The sequence below is a fragment of the Bacillus sp. HMA207 genome, from assembly GCF_003402455.1.
GTDB lineage: Bacteria > Bacillota > Bacilli > Bacillales > Bacillaceae_G > Bacillus_A > Bacillus_A cereus.
Window position 1 is genome coordinate 2,706,271 of record NZ_BEZT01000001.1, and the last position, 13,818, is coordinate 2,720,088.

The window sequence follows — 13,818 nt, forward strand, 5'->3', positions numbered from 1 at the left end:
TCCCGTTCCGCCTCCTGGGTTTCCTCCGGTTCCGTTATCTTTCCCCGTTCCGCCTCCTGGGTTTCCTCCAGTTCCGTTATCTTTCCCTGTTGTGTTTTCCATTTTTTTAATAATAGGGTTTTTAGCACTGTGTACTAACGGCATTATGCCATACTGTGATTTATGAACCACATTTTCCACCTTGCTATTTTCCGTTTGTGTTCCTTTATCTTCTTTGTTAGGTTTTTCTTTTTCAGGTTTATGAGTCCCACTCAATTCCCACTGCCACATTACAGGAGAGAAAACATCTATATTGATGTTTGGATCTTTTAACTTCACATTCAGATTAATTTTTATATCCCCTTCATTACGAGGAGGTATAGTAATTTCTCCGTTTTTCTCCAGAAACATACTTGTGTAATCCACATCATCAATCTTCAAAGCTTCTGTACTTCCATATAGTTCAAACTCTTTCGGAATACTTATCTTCAAAGTTTGTGCAGATTCCATTTTAATTACTTTCGCAGTATCACTAAATGTAATTCCCTCTGTATAAAGTCTATCCTTTACTTCTTTAATAGCGTTTCCTAAAGATATTTTATTTACAGGATCATAATAAAAATTATTTTCTTTATTATATTTTTTTGTAAATTGAATTACATTTTGCAGTTGTAATTTCGTTGTATCTGTCAAATCACTTTGACCGATTTCTTCCATGTTTAAACTAGGTAATTTCGCAATTAAATTCTCGATTTGTTTCTTTATTCGAGCATCTGGTTGTTTCATTAATGTATTTATGAAGATTTCTTGCTTTCCATCATTCGACATAGATTGCTTTAACTTCTTAATTACCGTCTCTTGAATATCACTTTCTAACTTTCCTGCAAGTTCTGTATCATATTCAGATACTTGTTTTTTTACATCTGCTAAATATTTTTGAATCGCTGCAGCATCAGTTAAAATATTCGGTTCTTTCTCTGAAAACGTAAATTGATTTGAAATAATTTTATTAGCGGATTCCAATGCACTTAATTGCTTTAAAGCATCGCCTGTATTCATATCATTCATATATTGATTGAATTGATTTGTGAAATTATTCGCTAACAAATTGTTATCAGTTTGCATTTTTTGAAAGTTATTAAAACCATCTAAGTACGTACTGTTAGATTTATTCCCTTCATCTAACGCTTGACCGAAACCTTTTAAAACATCCTGAAATCCTTTGAAACTATTAACAGAAACACCTGTATAATCTTGTACTGTTTTAAATTGATTTGTGTAATTTGCTAACGGACTATGTATATCTTTTTTATACATAGTTGTTTGAACGTTTCCTTTTTCAATTATTTTACCTATATTATCTTGTGCACCTTGTAGCTTACCGATAATACTCGCAAAATAAACGTCGATTATTTGCTTATTGAAATCTTCTAAAATAACAGAAGCTGTATTTTCTGCCTCAGCTTTCAAATCCTTATTCCCAGTTGCATTTACTTTGTAGTTTAACGTTAATTTCTCTGGAATCTCTGAATCAATCGCAACTGCCTTCCTAGAAAAATCATTTGGAATAACAATCATCATATTGTAATTATTATTTTTCAATCCATTTTCCGCTACCCCGCGGCTAACTACGTACCATTCTTGTTTCGTATTTTTATTTACATTTTTAACAAATTGATCTCCAAACGCTATTTTATTGCCCTCAAATACAGTGCCCTGATCTTCATTTACCAACGCAACTGTCATTTTTGGTGTAGTATTCTCATTAGCTTTCTTAACATTTTGATTTAATGCTAAATAGGAGACCCCTGTTGATAGTACAAGAGCTAAAATAATAAACAACAAGATGCTCCATTTGAACTTTTTCACTACTTATCACTCCTGCGACTGCGAGTCTATCTAATGAAAGACTTCGTATCTTACTCTAGTTTTAAAGTAATTTAGCCATACAACGTATGGTTGCATGGCTAAATTATATATTTCTTTTTATCTGTCTTATTGTAGACCGAAATTACGAGAAAGATCTTCGTCATGTCTAGCAACAGCTTCTGCAGTTTTATTAAGCTGCATATTAATTTCTTGTAATAGCTGTGCGAAGTTTTGTACTTTTGGCTTTAATTGATTGAACTGTTGGTCAAAACCTTCGAAAGCACGCCCTTCCCATTCTCCTCTTAATTCATTTTGTAAGTTTTGTAGTTGACGTAAAATGTCCTCAATTTGATTTGCACCTTGTCCATATCGAGTCGCTTTCGATTTAAGCTCCTCTGGTGACATACGAATTTGTCCTGCCATTATTAAATCCCCCTTAAAATTAAAAAATAGTAAAATTAACCAATAATCAATTCTACAAATTGATTATATCAATAATTTAAAAATTTCTAAACAAAAAAATGATATTTTTCCAAAATTTCTCTTTTACTATAATAACGATATATTGTATAATACTAATTTATTTGTTTTTTAAGCACACTCTATAAATCTACTATAAAATAAAGGCAAACCATCTATTTTATATATTTATAAGGACTTATTCACTTTAAATCCCAGCGATAAAGTAGCCACTAAATCATTATTTTCCTCCCATTCAGACTATAATACTCACTTCAAAGTCATAATTACCTGCCTTTCAACAAACCCAAACTCTTCGTACATCTCTTTTGCAAAATTCCCAGCAAATACATTCAACCGAATTTCTGAATACTTCTCCTTTAATTCCTTAATACTAGCTTCCATCAGTTCTCGCGATAATCCTCTCCCGCGATATTCTGGGAAAACGTACAATTCATATATAAATCCAAGTTTTTCACGAGAAAAATAGTCTGTATTTTCCCCTATTAATATCCATCCCATTACTTTATTTTCTTCTTTAATAATTAAATAGTATGCTCCTTTTTCTACAATCGGCTTTGTAATCTCAATTGCTTTCTCGGTACTTAATTGACAATTGCCTCTCGTCCCTTCAAAAAGCGATTGAGCCGAATATTTTAATATTTCATTGGTATCTTCTTGATTCGCCTTAACAATCATTTTTCACAACTCCCCTTGAATAATAGGCATTACTATCGCTTGTTCAAGATTCTCCGCTTCCATAACAATTGCTGTTAATCCGTGTTCTGTACTTGTTTCATGGAGCTCTCCCTTTTCCCAAAACACAGCTTGTCCCGCCTCTATCTTTATCTTTTCTTTATTTACTCCACATACATATCCTGTCCCGTCCACAATAAGAAGCAGTTGAGATACAACTGCTTCATGATTACCGATGATTCCATTCTCGTGTAAATGCATAGCACCGATATGTATATTTCCTCGATGGTTTAATATTTTCGACATGATGAAATTAGATTCAAATACTGATAGGTGCTTTCCTACTTTTTCACTAAAATCAAACATTTTCATTACTAGTCCTCCTTATACGTATAAAACCATCCTTACTGTCTGCATCATATGTCCTTCAAAGTCTTCTTCAAATTGCTCTAATTCAGCAAAACCTTTCGCTTCATAAAAGCGTTTTCCTTTTTCATTTGCTGCTTCTACATGTATGTACAATTTCCGTATCCCATTTAATGCTTTAATTCCTTTTTGTAATAAAGCACTTCCGATCCCTTTTCCTTGCTGATCTGGTAACAAATAAATCGCACCTAATTCCGCTTCGTTTTGTAGTCTAACAGGTGAAAAGTTCGCAAACCCTATTACTTCACCCTCTTCTTCCGCAACGAATAAATGTGTATTTTTAAGACGATATTTCATTTTTTCATCAGAATATGCCTCGTCTAAAAAACTATCTTGAATTTCTCTCGGAATAATGCCTTCATATGTATCATGCCAAGCTATTTTTGCTACTGATTGTACAGCGTGAATGTCTTCTTGCTTCATTTCTCTAATTATATATGTCATCTCGATGTCTCCATTCTCTTTAAATTATATTCTGCTAATATACTAGAAGAAACGGCAAAACCATTTTCATAATTCACCTTAATTAATTTTAATTTCTCAATTGAAGCTGTTGCAAAATTAAACTTTCCATAAATATATTCCATTACACTTAAAAACTGCTTTGTATGTAATCTATTTGCAATTGTACAATGCGGAACCCATTTTCCCGGTACGTAATATGAATTTGGGTTGTCATGAAAAGTTTTAAAATAATCATGATAAGAATAATGAAGTTTTAACAATTCATCGGTAACGGTCGGCGCTAGAAAGACCGTTCCATTAGTAGGAAAAATTCCAACAGAAGGAAAAGTTACTGCGTCTATATTTTCTTGAATAGCTACAAACTCCCCTAGTTTCTCCGTATACAAATGAACATCTAACTCATTATAATCCGCAATCGTTATATGAGGTTCTACTCCAGCTAATTGATTTGTTCCAATTACATTTGTTAATTCATTTTGCAGTTCTGTAATTTTATTAGTAAACACACCATCAAATGTAGCAATAATAGCGTACAATCTTTCTCACCCCTTCGTTACACATAGCGCTTCCCATTCTTCACGAATCATGCCCATTCGAATAGAATCATAGTATGTTCCGTTATAATAACGACACTTTCGCATTCTACCTTCTAAGCTCATTCCTATTTTCTCCGCTACTTTCATCATTCGTTCATTACCAGACCAAGTCGTGAGCCCTACTCTACCAATTTCCATCTTTTCAAATAATAAATCTCGATATAACGTTAACGCTTCTGTACCGTAGCCACCATTCCAGTAAGTTGGATTATAAATAACAATTCCCATCTCCAACCAACGCGTCGGTTTATGCTCCCAATAAAATCCGACCGTCCCTATAATTTGACCGTTATTTTCTATAATTAAATTTGACAGTGGTTCTTCTTGCAAACGAGTTTGCATCTTCTCTTTATAGGAAGAGTATTCTTGCATTGAGAACGGGAAATATGGCGCATCCCATTTCTTCCATTCTGGGCTTTCTTCTTTAAATATGATATTCCATAATGTTTTTATATCCGATTCTTCTATTGTACGAATTGTAACTTTCTTCCCCTTTAATACAACGTTTTGCATAATTCCCTCCTGCATTCCTCTTTATTTCATATATAATTATAATATTTTTTCAGAAAAATCAAAACTAATATCATTTATTATATTGTATAATTTTGTTATTAGATACCAATTATTGATTTAGAAAGCTGGTGATTTAGTGAATAATCGATTTAGTATTGCTATATTTCTCACTATTATTACGACAAATATTATTCTATATTTCTTCTTACCATCAAATATTGTTACGAAATGGGACTTCAATGGAACGCCTACATCAACAATGGATAAAAGCACTTTTGTAATCGTAAATATAATTATATGTTCCTTCTTATTCTTTGTATTTTTAGCTTTATCTAAAGCAGCGAGTAACCAGAAATTTCTCCATTGGATCGGCAACACAATGTTACTATTCTTATTTTTTGTCGATATTGTCATCGCCCTCATCGCTCTTGGCTTTTCACTTCCTCTTGATCATTTCATATTTTTAGCATTAGGGCTTTTATTTATATTAATAGGTTATTTCAGTTCCAAAATTGATACGACTAAATCAACCGTTTCATTAGAATGGAATGATAAGCACCTTGAAAAAAGAGCTTCAAATATTAGTAGTATTTCAATGATGATAGCAGGTATTTTTTTAGCGATACTTCCTTTTATCGTTTCTGCTCCCTATAGAGGTTATGCTATACTAGCAATTCTTTTAGGAATGACGCTTATCATTCTGCCGAGTACGATTTATTTACTTATTAAAGACAGCAAGCAATCTACTCCTTTAAAAAAATAGGAGGTTATATCCCTCCTATTTCAGCTTAATGTTTTATTTTTCACTTTTTCTATCTCAACTAAAATCCCTTTCCCTATCCAACCCTCTACGCCATCTTTTTTAATTAAATCATATCCTGAACAGCTATCATCAATGAGAGAAACGATATCTCCCTTCCTAACGCTTATTTGCGCACAAGAAATATCGGTTTTCACTGTATATTCACCTGACTCAAGTTGTTTCATATATTCATTTTTTACAGTGAGTAAATTATTCGTTTCCTTTTGTTTACATACGGTGTAATCTTGCATCTTCTCGATAGGCTCTATGTAATAATACGGATATGTCACTCCGCCCTGCATTTCTGAATTCGCATTAAAATCCGCTATTACTTCATACTCCGGAAAATAGTCTACATATGTATAAGAAAACGTATCGCCCGTTTGTTTCCTCTGAATAATAAATACGTTTAATTGCCCTGCTTCTTTAATTGCATTTCCTCCATCAATTGCAATAATTTTTTTCTCCTTATCAATAACTGGATTGTTAGACGGTGCTTCTTCAGAATAGTTCACGACAGGCCAATGACCAACTATTACATACTTATTTGCTTTATGTGATTTATTAAAAAACTGTGGCATTGCTATCGCATTTTTGCGCTCAGTTTGTTTCCAATCTACTCTATCTTCTAGACCGGCATGCACAAAAATATAATCTTCTGTTTCAATCGCTGTTGGCAACTCTGTTAGCCAATATAGTTCTTGTGAAAATTCACTTAACAATGCTTCTTTCACTTCACGAATTGAAGTGCCCTCATGAACTGAAAAACCCAATTGCTCTAGCCATTCATTAAAAATCGAGTGCTTTCTCATACATAAATAATTAATAAGATCAGGATTTTCATTTAGAAGAGCATCAACTATAACTTCACAATTCCCTTCAACAACGTGAACCTTTGAATTGTTCTTTACAAGATTCATAACGTAGTTTACTACGCCTACGCTATCTCGTCCTTTCTCGCAAAGATCTCCATTAATAATTAAATAATCTTCATCTTTAAAGTTAACTTTATGTAGTGCTTCTTTTAAAAGATTTAATTCTCCATGAATATCAGATATGACGATAACTCTAGCATCATTAGGGATTGATAGTTCCTTTATTTTTTTCAAGTATAAGCGCTCCAATCATTCTCTTTATTAAATTAAAACAATTCGACAAAATACACTATATAACCTTTTCAAATACATATACCATAACTTACAACCTATTTACGGTTTAATAATAACTTAAAAAATAAGAAGAAGCTGTTCCCAACTTTTGCGGGACAACTTCTTCTTATTTTTTATAATTCTTTATGAAAAGAATAACTCACCTTATCATACCCTTCTCTTTCATAAAAACGATGAGCATCAATTCTTGAAAATGCTGACGTGAGGACGATAGACTCACATTCGTTTTCCTTTCCCCAGTTCTCTATATACGAAAGTAATACTTTCCCATGTCTTTTTGAACGATGTGCTTCTGCTGTTACAAGGTCATATACGAAAACGTGTTTCTTATTATAAAAGTTCGTACAAATTGCTACACCTGCAAGGCTAACAACTTCACCATCCTCATTACGCAGCGAAAATAGTTTATAATTTTCTTCTTTCATATTTCGAAATAAAGAGCTTGTTTCCTCTTTTGAAAGTTTCGTTCTTAATTGCTGTAAAACAGGTAATACTTCATGTAATTGCTCTTCTGTTACTACTTCTTTAACATTCATTTTTAACTCTCCCTTAACTATTTAAATAATTTTCTAAATGTTATATCATTATTATAGAAAGAAACTGCCCTTTACTTAAGTGGCAGTTTAAGTGTTTTTTATAAGGCCAGTTTTAAAGGAGAGTTTTATATGGATTTTACTATCCCATTGCAATTACAAAGTAACACACCTATTTACTTGCAAATTTACGAATATATAAAAGCTGAAATTATACAAGGGACTATTTCTGTTGGCACACGTCTACCCTCACACAGAAATTTAGCATCACAACTTAATATTAGCCGCATTACTGTTGAATCAGCTTATCAACAGTTATTAGCTGAAGGTTATGCAGAAAGTAAACCGAAACGTGGTATTTTTGTAGCAAATTTCGATATTGACGTTATCCCAAATAAAAAACGAAATGCAGCAAAGAAGACGAACAATTTGATAGAAGAAAAATTTGAATATGATTGTAGCCAAGGGCTTATTGATCAAAATGCATTTCCGATTACAAATTGGAAACGAGCATTACAAGAATCCATACTTACATACGAAAATGCACTATTTGCCAAAGAAGATCCTCAAGGTGAATTCGCTCTTCGAGAGCATATATCAACATATTTATATCATTCTCGCGGTGTACATTCTTCACCTGATCAAATTGTGATCGGCGCCGGAACACAGCCACTTCTCTGGCTACTACTTCAACTGCTTGGCCCTACAAAAGAATACGGCATTGAAAACCCTGGATTTCACCGTATACACGCAATTATTAAAAGCTGTGATAGACAAATTCATCCCATACTATTGGATGAAAAAGGGATTGATATTTCTAGTTTATACAATACAAATTCCAATGTCGCATACGTTACACCATCACACCAATTTCCACTCGGGATTATTATGCCTTTATCTAGAAGATTAGAATTGTTAAAGTGGGCTAATGATTGCAATGGATACATTATTGAAGATGACTATGACGGAGAGTTTCGCTACGCTGGTAAGCCGATTCCTTCTTTACAAAGTCTTGATTCAAATGAACGCGTTATTTATATGGGAACTTTCTCAAAATCTTTTTTACCTTCTTTACGAATGGGATATGTTGTTTTACCACCACATCTTTTAAAAACATATCAAGAACTGCATGGAATTTTCAAACAAACAGTCTCTACAATACAACAACTTGCTTTTGCTAACTTTATACAAAACGGGAATTGGGAACGTCACCTTAATCGGAGTCGTACACTATATAAAAGAAAACATCATACGTTAGTAAAATCCATTACGAAAGAAATGGGGGCTAATGTTCAAATTCTTGGCGAACAGTCCGGACTTCATATTGTTTTATGTGTAAATAACAGTATGAATGAAAATGAACTGATTGAATCCGCTAAAAAACAAAGCGTTAAATTATACCCACTTTCTCCATATGATTTCGTGAATGATTTACGTAAGGAATCATACGTATTACTCGGCTTTGGTAGTATTCCGGAAAATAAAATTGAAACGTTGGCTATATTATTGAAAGACGCTTGGTTTCCTAGTTGCAAGGAAACTTGTTAACATTGGGTTTAACTTGTAACATGTTAACAATTCAACAAAATAAAAAAGAAGGCTGTTCCAAAATAACTTTTTGGACAGCCTTCTTCTAGTTATTCACCTGACCTAACTTTCCTTCCCGGACGTTTCACACCAGTCGTTTCTGTTGAATAGGAAGCTTCAATTATAGCGGTTGGATCTACAGAGAGAACGAGATCTTTCATTTTCGGATAAATGAATCGGTTTGTAATGCAATAAATGATTCTCTTATGCTCCCCTAAAAAACCACCTTCTCCATGTAGATACGTAACAGATAGTTGCAATTCTTTCATAAGTAAATCGCCTATTTCTTTATTCTTACCAGAAATAATCATAACGCTCTTACCTTGATTAATACCATCTAGTATAAAATCAATCATCTTCGTAACAATATAGAAAATTGCTAACGAGAACATCGCTTGTTCGATTGAAAATAAAATGGCAACAAAAATGAAAATAACTGCATTTACTGCAAGTAAAAATGTACTAATCGGTACATTAAAGTGTTTATTCATCCAAACTGCCAACATTTCCGAACCGTCAATTGCTCCACCCATTTTAACAACAATCCCAACACCAATTCCAAACAGTACTCCACCATAAAGTACAATTAATAACTCAGAAGTCGTAATTGCTGGAAATGGTTTTAAATAAATTAATCCGAGTGTTGTAACTACATTCGCATAAGATGTACGGATAAAAAATTTCTTTCCCATTACTTTTGCAGTAAATAATAAAATTGGGATATTAATTCCTAAGAACACACCATAAAGCGGCAATCCTGCGACTTTATTTGCCATAATAGCAATAGCCGTTACCCCGCCATCTACTAATCCATTAGGTGCTAAAATAAGCTCTAATGAACCTGCTACTATAATTGAGCCAATTGTTAATAATACGTATTCAAATACTTTCTTCATTCATTACCCCCAAAACTTATATATTTTCTTAGTATTATTTTAACGTAATTTTACTACTAATTCAAAGGTATCGATTTATATACAGAAAAGTTTCTCCTTTATCGCTATTTTTATGTAACACATGTAACGCGTAATACTAAAAACACACTTACAAATTAAAAGTAAGTGTGTTTTTAACATCTATTTAATCTTTACGTACGGCTTCATTTTTAATTTGAATATTTCCTCAACTGCCCTTTGATATCCACCGGCATTTCTAAGCGACTCTCCCACTTTACGACTATTCTCCTTAAACGTCACATCATCCATTACTTTCTTTACAGCCTCACGTAACAATTCAGAAGTTAACTCGTTGCGATTAAGTCTTATTCCTGCCCCTACTTCAGTCAATCGTTTTGCAACGAATGGCTGATCTCCTGTTACCGGAATTACAACTAATGGAACACCGTAATATAACGCTTCACTCGAACTATTCATACCACCATGTGTCACGAATACATCAGCATGCTGTAAAACTTCTAATTGCGGGACATAATTATACAACTTAAAGTTTTTCGGGATATTTTCAAATTGACTTATATTTATCTTCTTACCAACGACTAATACGACTGTCGCATCAACATCTTTAAAAGCTTCAAAACATTTTTCATACAAAGCAGGTTGTTCATTAAAAACTGTTCCCATAGAAATGAAAATCACTTTTTCATTTTTTAAATCTTCGGTAGGAAAACTCCCCACTTCTTTTCGAGTAGCAATTGATGGACCTACAAATTTATACGATTCATCAAATACCTCTGAACGTGGCTGATATTCTTTTGAAGTATATACAATCGTAATATCACCAGGATGGTTCATAATATCATACATACTATTACATTTCATTCCATACTGCTTATTCCATCTTTCCATTCCCGCTAAACAAGATTGATATAATGGATCCATTTCATCTACTTGTCTCGATTCTTGCTCATCATGAAAATTAATGTACTGATTAACAGCAAACGTTGTACAGGATGAAACACTTGGTAATTGTAAAATATTCGCTATAATACGTCCTACTGGAAAATGATTATCATATATTAAATAATCGTATTTTTCCTCTTTTGTTTCTTCTACAATTTGAGTAACAATACGCTCTGATGCTTCAATCATATGAGATAGCATCGTCAAAGGGCTCCCACCTTCATTTACTCGTTCCATAATATTAATTTGAGAGAGAAAATTCTCAAACACTCGGAATTCCGCACCTGTTGCTTCAACCTTCTTTCTATAATCTTCAATACAATAAGAAACAACTGTTTCCCCTCGCTGAATTAACTCACTTACAATAGCTAAAGTCGGATTAATATGACCTTCCCCAGGAAAATTTATTACGAGTACATTTGCCATAACATTCTCTCCTATCCAATTAATATAATAAAATTAACAATTAATTATATTAATTAATTTAAGTCTATTATAAATGAATGCATTCTACTTCTTCATGCTTTTCTCTTCATTTTATTATTGAGAAATATTTTCTATAGTCTACATTATTGTGATTCACAATCTTATAAATGAATGCTTAATTTTACTTTTACTCTTCATAGATTTAAAGATACGAGTCTTACATTCAAGTATTACCACCATTATTTTTAGACAATTCATACAAAAATAGAGAAATATAATATTTTTAATGAGTTTTCACTATAAATGTAAGTATGCTTTCAATCTTTTTATCTTTATCCTCATAACTCATCATCTGTTATATAATGAATTTATGGAATTTACAGAAAAAGGAGTCTTTTCATGTTACAACAACTATTCAATTCACCTATTCTATCCGTTCAAGCCTTGCACCCAGGTTATGAAGATCATGCAAGTGATGTTTTTCTCGTTCAAACAGAAGATACAGAAGTTATCGTTCGTGCTTCTAAAATGAATGAAGAACCAAATAATGATTTTTGGTGGGGATGTAAAAATCTATTTGGAATTGATCCAAGGAACGTCCATCATTTAGAAACTGTACATACATTGCTGCAAGAACATACGAATCTTCCTATCCCAACAATATTAGAAAAACATGTTTTAAATAGCCGTGAATTTGTGGTGGTCGAAAAGTTAGTAGGTAACACAGTTCAATCTTTTATCGAGCAACCAGATTCTATTTTATTCAGCCTAGGAAAAGGACTTGCAGAAATACATAAATTTAAAGCCGATTTCATAGGAAATCCGTCTGGCACGTTCCAAGTTCCACTAGATGAATTCCAATCACATATTTTAAACGTGAGTAAAGAGCTTGTGAATATGTTTTATTCCGATGATGAAAGCATAAAAAATGCATTCCCTACCTTTGAATCACAACTTTCTTCCCTGTCCGTACCAAAGGAATCTACACTCGTCTTAATTGATATGGATCCTACTCAATTTTTATCTGACGGTACAACTATTACGGGTTTAGTAGATACTGAAGCTTACGCTGTTGCTCCGCGAGAGTTTGATTTTATCGGACTAGAATATGTACTTACCGAAAAAGAAGCACATGCCTTTAAAAGTGGTTACGAAACAATTATGTCTATTCCTCACTTAGAAGAATATAGACAGCCTTATCGTTATTTATACCGACTGTTATCTGTGCAAGGTAATGTGGAATTAAAGAAATGGTTAAGTCACCCATCCTATTTTTAAATACAAATGAGAGGGAGTATACAATGGATATTCAGAAAAAGCGTTCTGTAACAGAAAGTGAAATACAGCAAATGAAGGATTTAGCTTATATTTGCGGACAACAAGATAATCTTGATTACTCTTCAGATTTACATATCAACTTTTTAAAAAATCGAAATGAAGATTATATAAACGTTTTTCTTCTTTATAACGGTACTCAATTAATTGGCGCTTTAAATATGTATGATTTCGAAAGACCAACAAAGCTTGAACTAATAGGCTTTGTACATCCTCATTTTAGAAAACAACATTTCGGAACTATCCTTTTACAAACTGCAATGAAAGAAATACAAAATAGAGCGACAGATGAAGCTCTTCTTATTATTAATGGGGATTCTATTTCTGGGAATGCATTTGTAAAACATATGAAGTTACCATATTTATATAGTGAATATAGTATGGCGTTCAAAACAAACGAAATTCAAAAAACAACAGATAATAATATACAGCTTACTCTTGCACCTTCAGAATCACTTCTTGACCTTATTAAAATTTCTAGTAAAGCTTTTGGTGATTCAGTAGAAAATACGGCTACATGGTTACAAAAAATGATGAATTCATCTTCCCATCAAGTTTACAGTGCCCTTATTGCTGAAAAAGTGATAGGAACAATTACAGTTTCTAAACAAGAGCAATCTACTACACTATCAGGATTCGCCGTTCATCCTTCTTATCAAGGTAAAGGATACGGAAAAGATATTCTTTGTAATATAGTACATACCCTTATTACAGAAGGAGTTTCAACAATTGAGTTAGACGTCGAAACGAAAAATATCCACGCTTTAAAACTATATACACAATGTGGTTTTGAAATTAAAACGAGGCATGACTATTATAATTTAATGAATTTTTAGGTGAATACATATGTTAAAAAAACAATTTATTCTAATTATGATATTTTAGCAAACATCTATAATAAACATTGGAGACATTTTGTTTAACACTCCTACCCAGCCTCGTTTTACAAGATGCTCTTCCCTACTCTCGTATATTAGATCTTTGTTGCGGGACTGGTCATCTCTGCCGGTGATAGTTTAATTTAGATGAACTAAAAAGTGTGTTTCACAAAGTTTACTCCGTATTACATAACGAGGGTATATTCGCATTTGATATGAATAAAAA

At 32.8% G+C, this 13,818-nt stretch carries 15 protein-coding genes and 1 pseudogene; 5 read left to right on the plus strand and 11 right to left on the minus strand.

The features are described from left to right. From esaA to HMAS_RS14035, 7 genes are all read right to left on the minus strand, one after another. Positions 1 to 1,848, minus strand: a 1,848-nt coding sequence (gene esaA / locus HMAS_RS14005) for a type VII secretion protein EsaA (RefSeq protein WP_116344882.1), incomplete at its 3' end; no start/stop codon positions are given. A gap of 126 nt (positions 1,849 to 1,974) precedes the next feature. Further along, positions 1,975 to 2,271, minus strand: coding sequence for a WXG100 family type VII secretion target (locus tag HMAS_RS14010; protein WP_000918601.1), 297 nt, complete (start codon positions 2,269 to 2,271; stop codon positions 1,975 to 1,977). 306 nt (positions 2,272 to 2,577) lie between these two features. Next, complete coding sequence (locus HMAS_RS14015) at positions 2,578 to 3,006, minus strand: GNAT family N-acetyltransferase (RefSeq protein ID WP_046392636.1); 429 nt, start codon at positions 3,004 to 3,006, stop codon at positions 2,578 to 2,580. A gap of 3 nt (positions 3,007 to 3,009) precedes the next feature. Further along, positions 3,010 to 3,375, minus strand: coding sequence for a cupin (locus tag HMAS_RS14020; protein WP_046392635.1), 366 nt, complete (start codon positions 3,373 to 3,375; stop codon positions 3,010 to 3,012). A gap of 12 nt (positions 3,376 to 3,387) precedes the next feature. After that, a complete protein-coding gene (locus HMAS_RS14025) occupies positions 3,388 to 3,873 on the minus strand; it encodes a GNAT family N-acetyltransferase (RefSeq protein WP_000221048.1) in 486 nt (161 codons plus the stop codon). Further along, positions 3,870 to 4,430: a 2'-5' RNA ligase family protein gene (locus tag HMAS_RS14030; RefSeq protein ID WP_006923797.1), complete on the minus strand. Its 561-nt coding sequence runs from the start codon at positions 4,428 to 4,430 to the stop codon at positions 3,870 to 3,872. The genes HMAS_RS14025 and HMAS_RS14030 overlap by 4 nt, the downstream gene beginning before the upstream one ends. Positions 4,431 to 4,436: 6 nt before the next feature. After that, positions 4,437 to 5,003: a GNAT family N-acetyltransferase gene (locus tag HMAS_RS14035; RefSeq protein ID WP_001181857.1), complete on the minus strand. Its 567-nt coding sequence runs from the start codon at positions 5,001 to 5,003 to the stop codon at positions 4,437 to 4,439. Between the two features lie 136 nt (positions 5,004 to 5,139). On the opposite strand from HMAS_RS14035, the gene HMAS_RS14040 reads away from it, so the two are divergent. Beyond that, complete coding sequence (locus HMAS_RS14040; RefSeq protein ID WP_006923794.1) at positions 5,140 to 5,766, plus strand: DUF1648 domain-containing protein; 627 nt, start codon at positions 5,140 to 5,142, stop codon at positions 5,764 to 5,766. A 20-nt stretch (positions 5,767 to 5,786) separates the two neighbouring features. On the opposite strand, the gene HMAS_RS14045 is transcribed toward HMAS_RS14040, so the two are convergent. Both HMAS_RS14045 and HMAS_RS14050 read right to left on the minus strand, forming a co-directional pair. Continuing rightward, on the minus strand, positions 5,787 to 6,914 hold the full coding sequence (locus tag HMAS_RS14045) for a metallophosphoesterase (RefSeq protein WP_016122366.1): 1,128 nt from the start codon (positions 6,912 to 6,914) through the stop codon (positions 5,787 to 5,789). 173 nt (positions 6,915 to 7,087) lie between these two features. After that, positions 7,088 to 7,510 (minus strand): GNAT family N-acetyltransferase, encoded by a 423-nt coding sequence (locus HMAS_RS14050; RefSeq protein WP_001101118.1) that lies wholly within the window; start codon positions 7,508 to 7,510, stop codon positions 7,088 to 7,090. Positions 7,511 to 7,639: 129 nt separating this feature from the next. Here HMAS_RS14050 and HMAS_RS14055 point away from each other — a divergent pair, with 129 nt between their 5' ends. Then, the gene (locus HMAS_RS14055; RefSeq protein ID WP_006923789.1) at positions 7,640 to 9,055 is read left to right on the plus strand and encodes a PLP-dependent aminotransferase family protein; all 1,416 of its coding nucleotides are present in this window, start codon (positions 7,640 to 7,642) and stop codon (positions 9,053 to 9,055) included. A gap of 89 nt (positions 9,056 to 9,144) precedes the next feature. Here HMAS_RS14055 and HMAS_RS14060 read toward each other — a convergent pair whose 3' ends face one another. Then, on the minus strand, positions 9,145 to 9,990 hold the full coding sequence (locus tag HMAS_RS14060; RefSeq protein ID WP_000755127.1) for a YitT family protein: 846 nt from the start codon (positions 9,988 to 9,990) through the stop codon (positions 9,145 to 9,147). A 180-nt stretch (positions 9,991 to 10,170) separates the two neighbouring features. Next, the gene (locus HMAS_RS14065) at positions 10,171 to 11,379 is read right to left on the minus strand and encodes a macrolide family glycosyltransferase (protein ID WP_006923787.1); all 1,209 of its coding nucleotides are present in this window, start codon (positions 11,377 to 11,379) and stop codon (positions 10,171 to 10,173) included. A gap of 399 nt (positions 11,380 to 11,778) precedes the next feature. Here HMAS_RS14065 and HMAS_RS14070 point away from each other — a divergent pair, with 399 nt between their 5' ends. From HMAS_RS14070 to HMAS_RS28110, 3 genes and pseudogenes are all read left to right on the plus strand, one after another. Beyond that, positions 11,779 to 12,657 carry a hypothetical protein gene (locus HMAS_RS14070; protein ID WP_006923785.1) on the plus strand — a complete coding sequence of 293 codons (879 nt, stop codon included), beginning with the start codon at positions 11,779 to 11,781 and terminating at the stop codon, positions 12,655 to 12,657. Between the two features lie 23 nt (positions 12,658 to 12,680). Beyond that, the gene (locus HMAS_RS14075) at positions 12,681 to 13,550 is read left to right on the plus strand and encodes a GNAT family N-acetyltransferase (RefSeq protein ID WP_086388647.1); all 870 of its coding nucleotides are present in this window, start codon (positions 12,681 to 12,683) and stop codon (positions 13,548 to 13,550) included. Then, positions 13,551 to 13,813: pseudogene (locus HMAS_RS28110) on the plus strand (class I SAM-dependent methyltransferase); the annotation flags it as partial. Positions 13,814 to 13,818 lie beyond the last annotated feature (5 nt).

What these genes read in the sequence shown, in the direction of transcription:
- HMAS_RS14035 (WP_001181857.1), bottom strand. Translation starts at nt 5,003, where the DNA reads ATGCAAAACGTTGTATTAAAGGGGAAGAAAGTTACAATTCGTACAATA.
- HMAS_RS14065 (WP_006923787.1), bottom strand. Translation starts at nt 11,379, where the DNA reads ATGGCAAATGTACTCGTAATAAATTTTCCTGGGGAAGGTCATATTAAT.
- HMAS_RS14070 (WP_006923785.1), top strand. Translation starts at nt 11,779, where the DNA reads ATGTTACAACAACTATTCAATTCACCTATTCTATCCGTTCAAGCCTTG.
- HMAS_RS14010 (WP_000918601.1), bottom strand. Translation starts at nt 2,271, where the DNA reads ATGGCAGGACAAATTCGTATGTCACCAGAGGAGCTTAAATCGAAAGCG.
- HMAS_RS14020 (WP_046392635.1), bottom strand. Translation starts at nt 3,375, where the DNA reads ATGAAAATGTTTGATTTTAGTGAAAAAGTAGGAAAGCACCTATCAGTA.
- HMAS_RS14075 (WP_086388647.1), top strand. Translation starts at nt 12,681, where the DNA reads ATGGATATTCAGAAAAAGCGTTCTGTAACAGAAAGTGAAATACAGCAA.
- HMAS_RS14015 (WP_046392636.1), bottom strand. Translation starts at nt 3,006, where the DNA reads ATGATTGTTAAGGCGAATCAAGAAGATACCAATGAAATATTAAAATAT.
- HMAS_RS14050 (WP_001101118.1), bottom strand. Translation starts at nt 7,510, where the DNA reads ATGAATGTTAAAGAAGTAGTAACAGAAGAGCAATTACATGAAGTATTA.
- HMAS_RS14055 (WP_006923789.1), top strand. Translation starts at nt 7,640, where the DNA reads ATGGATTTTACTATCCCATTGCAATTACAAAGTAACACACCTATTTAC.
- HMAS_RS14060 (WP_000755127.1), bottom strand. Translation starts at nt 9,990, where the DNA reads ATGAAGAAAGTATTTGAATACGTATTATTAACAATTGGCTCAATTATA.
- HMAS_RS14025 (WP_000221048.1), bottom strand. Translation starts at nt 3,873, where the DNA reads ATGACATATATAATTAGAGAAATGAAGCAAGAAGACATTCACGCTGTA.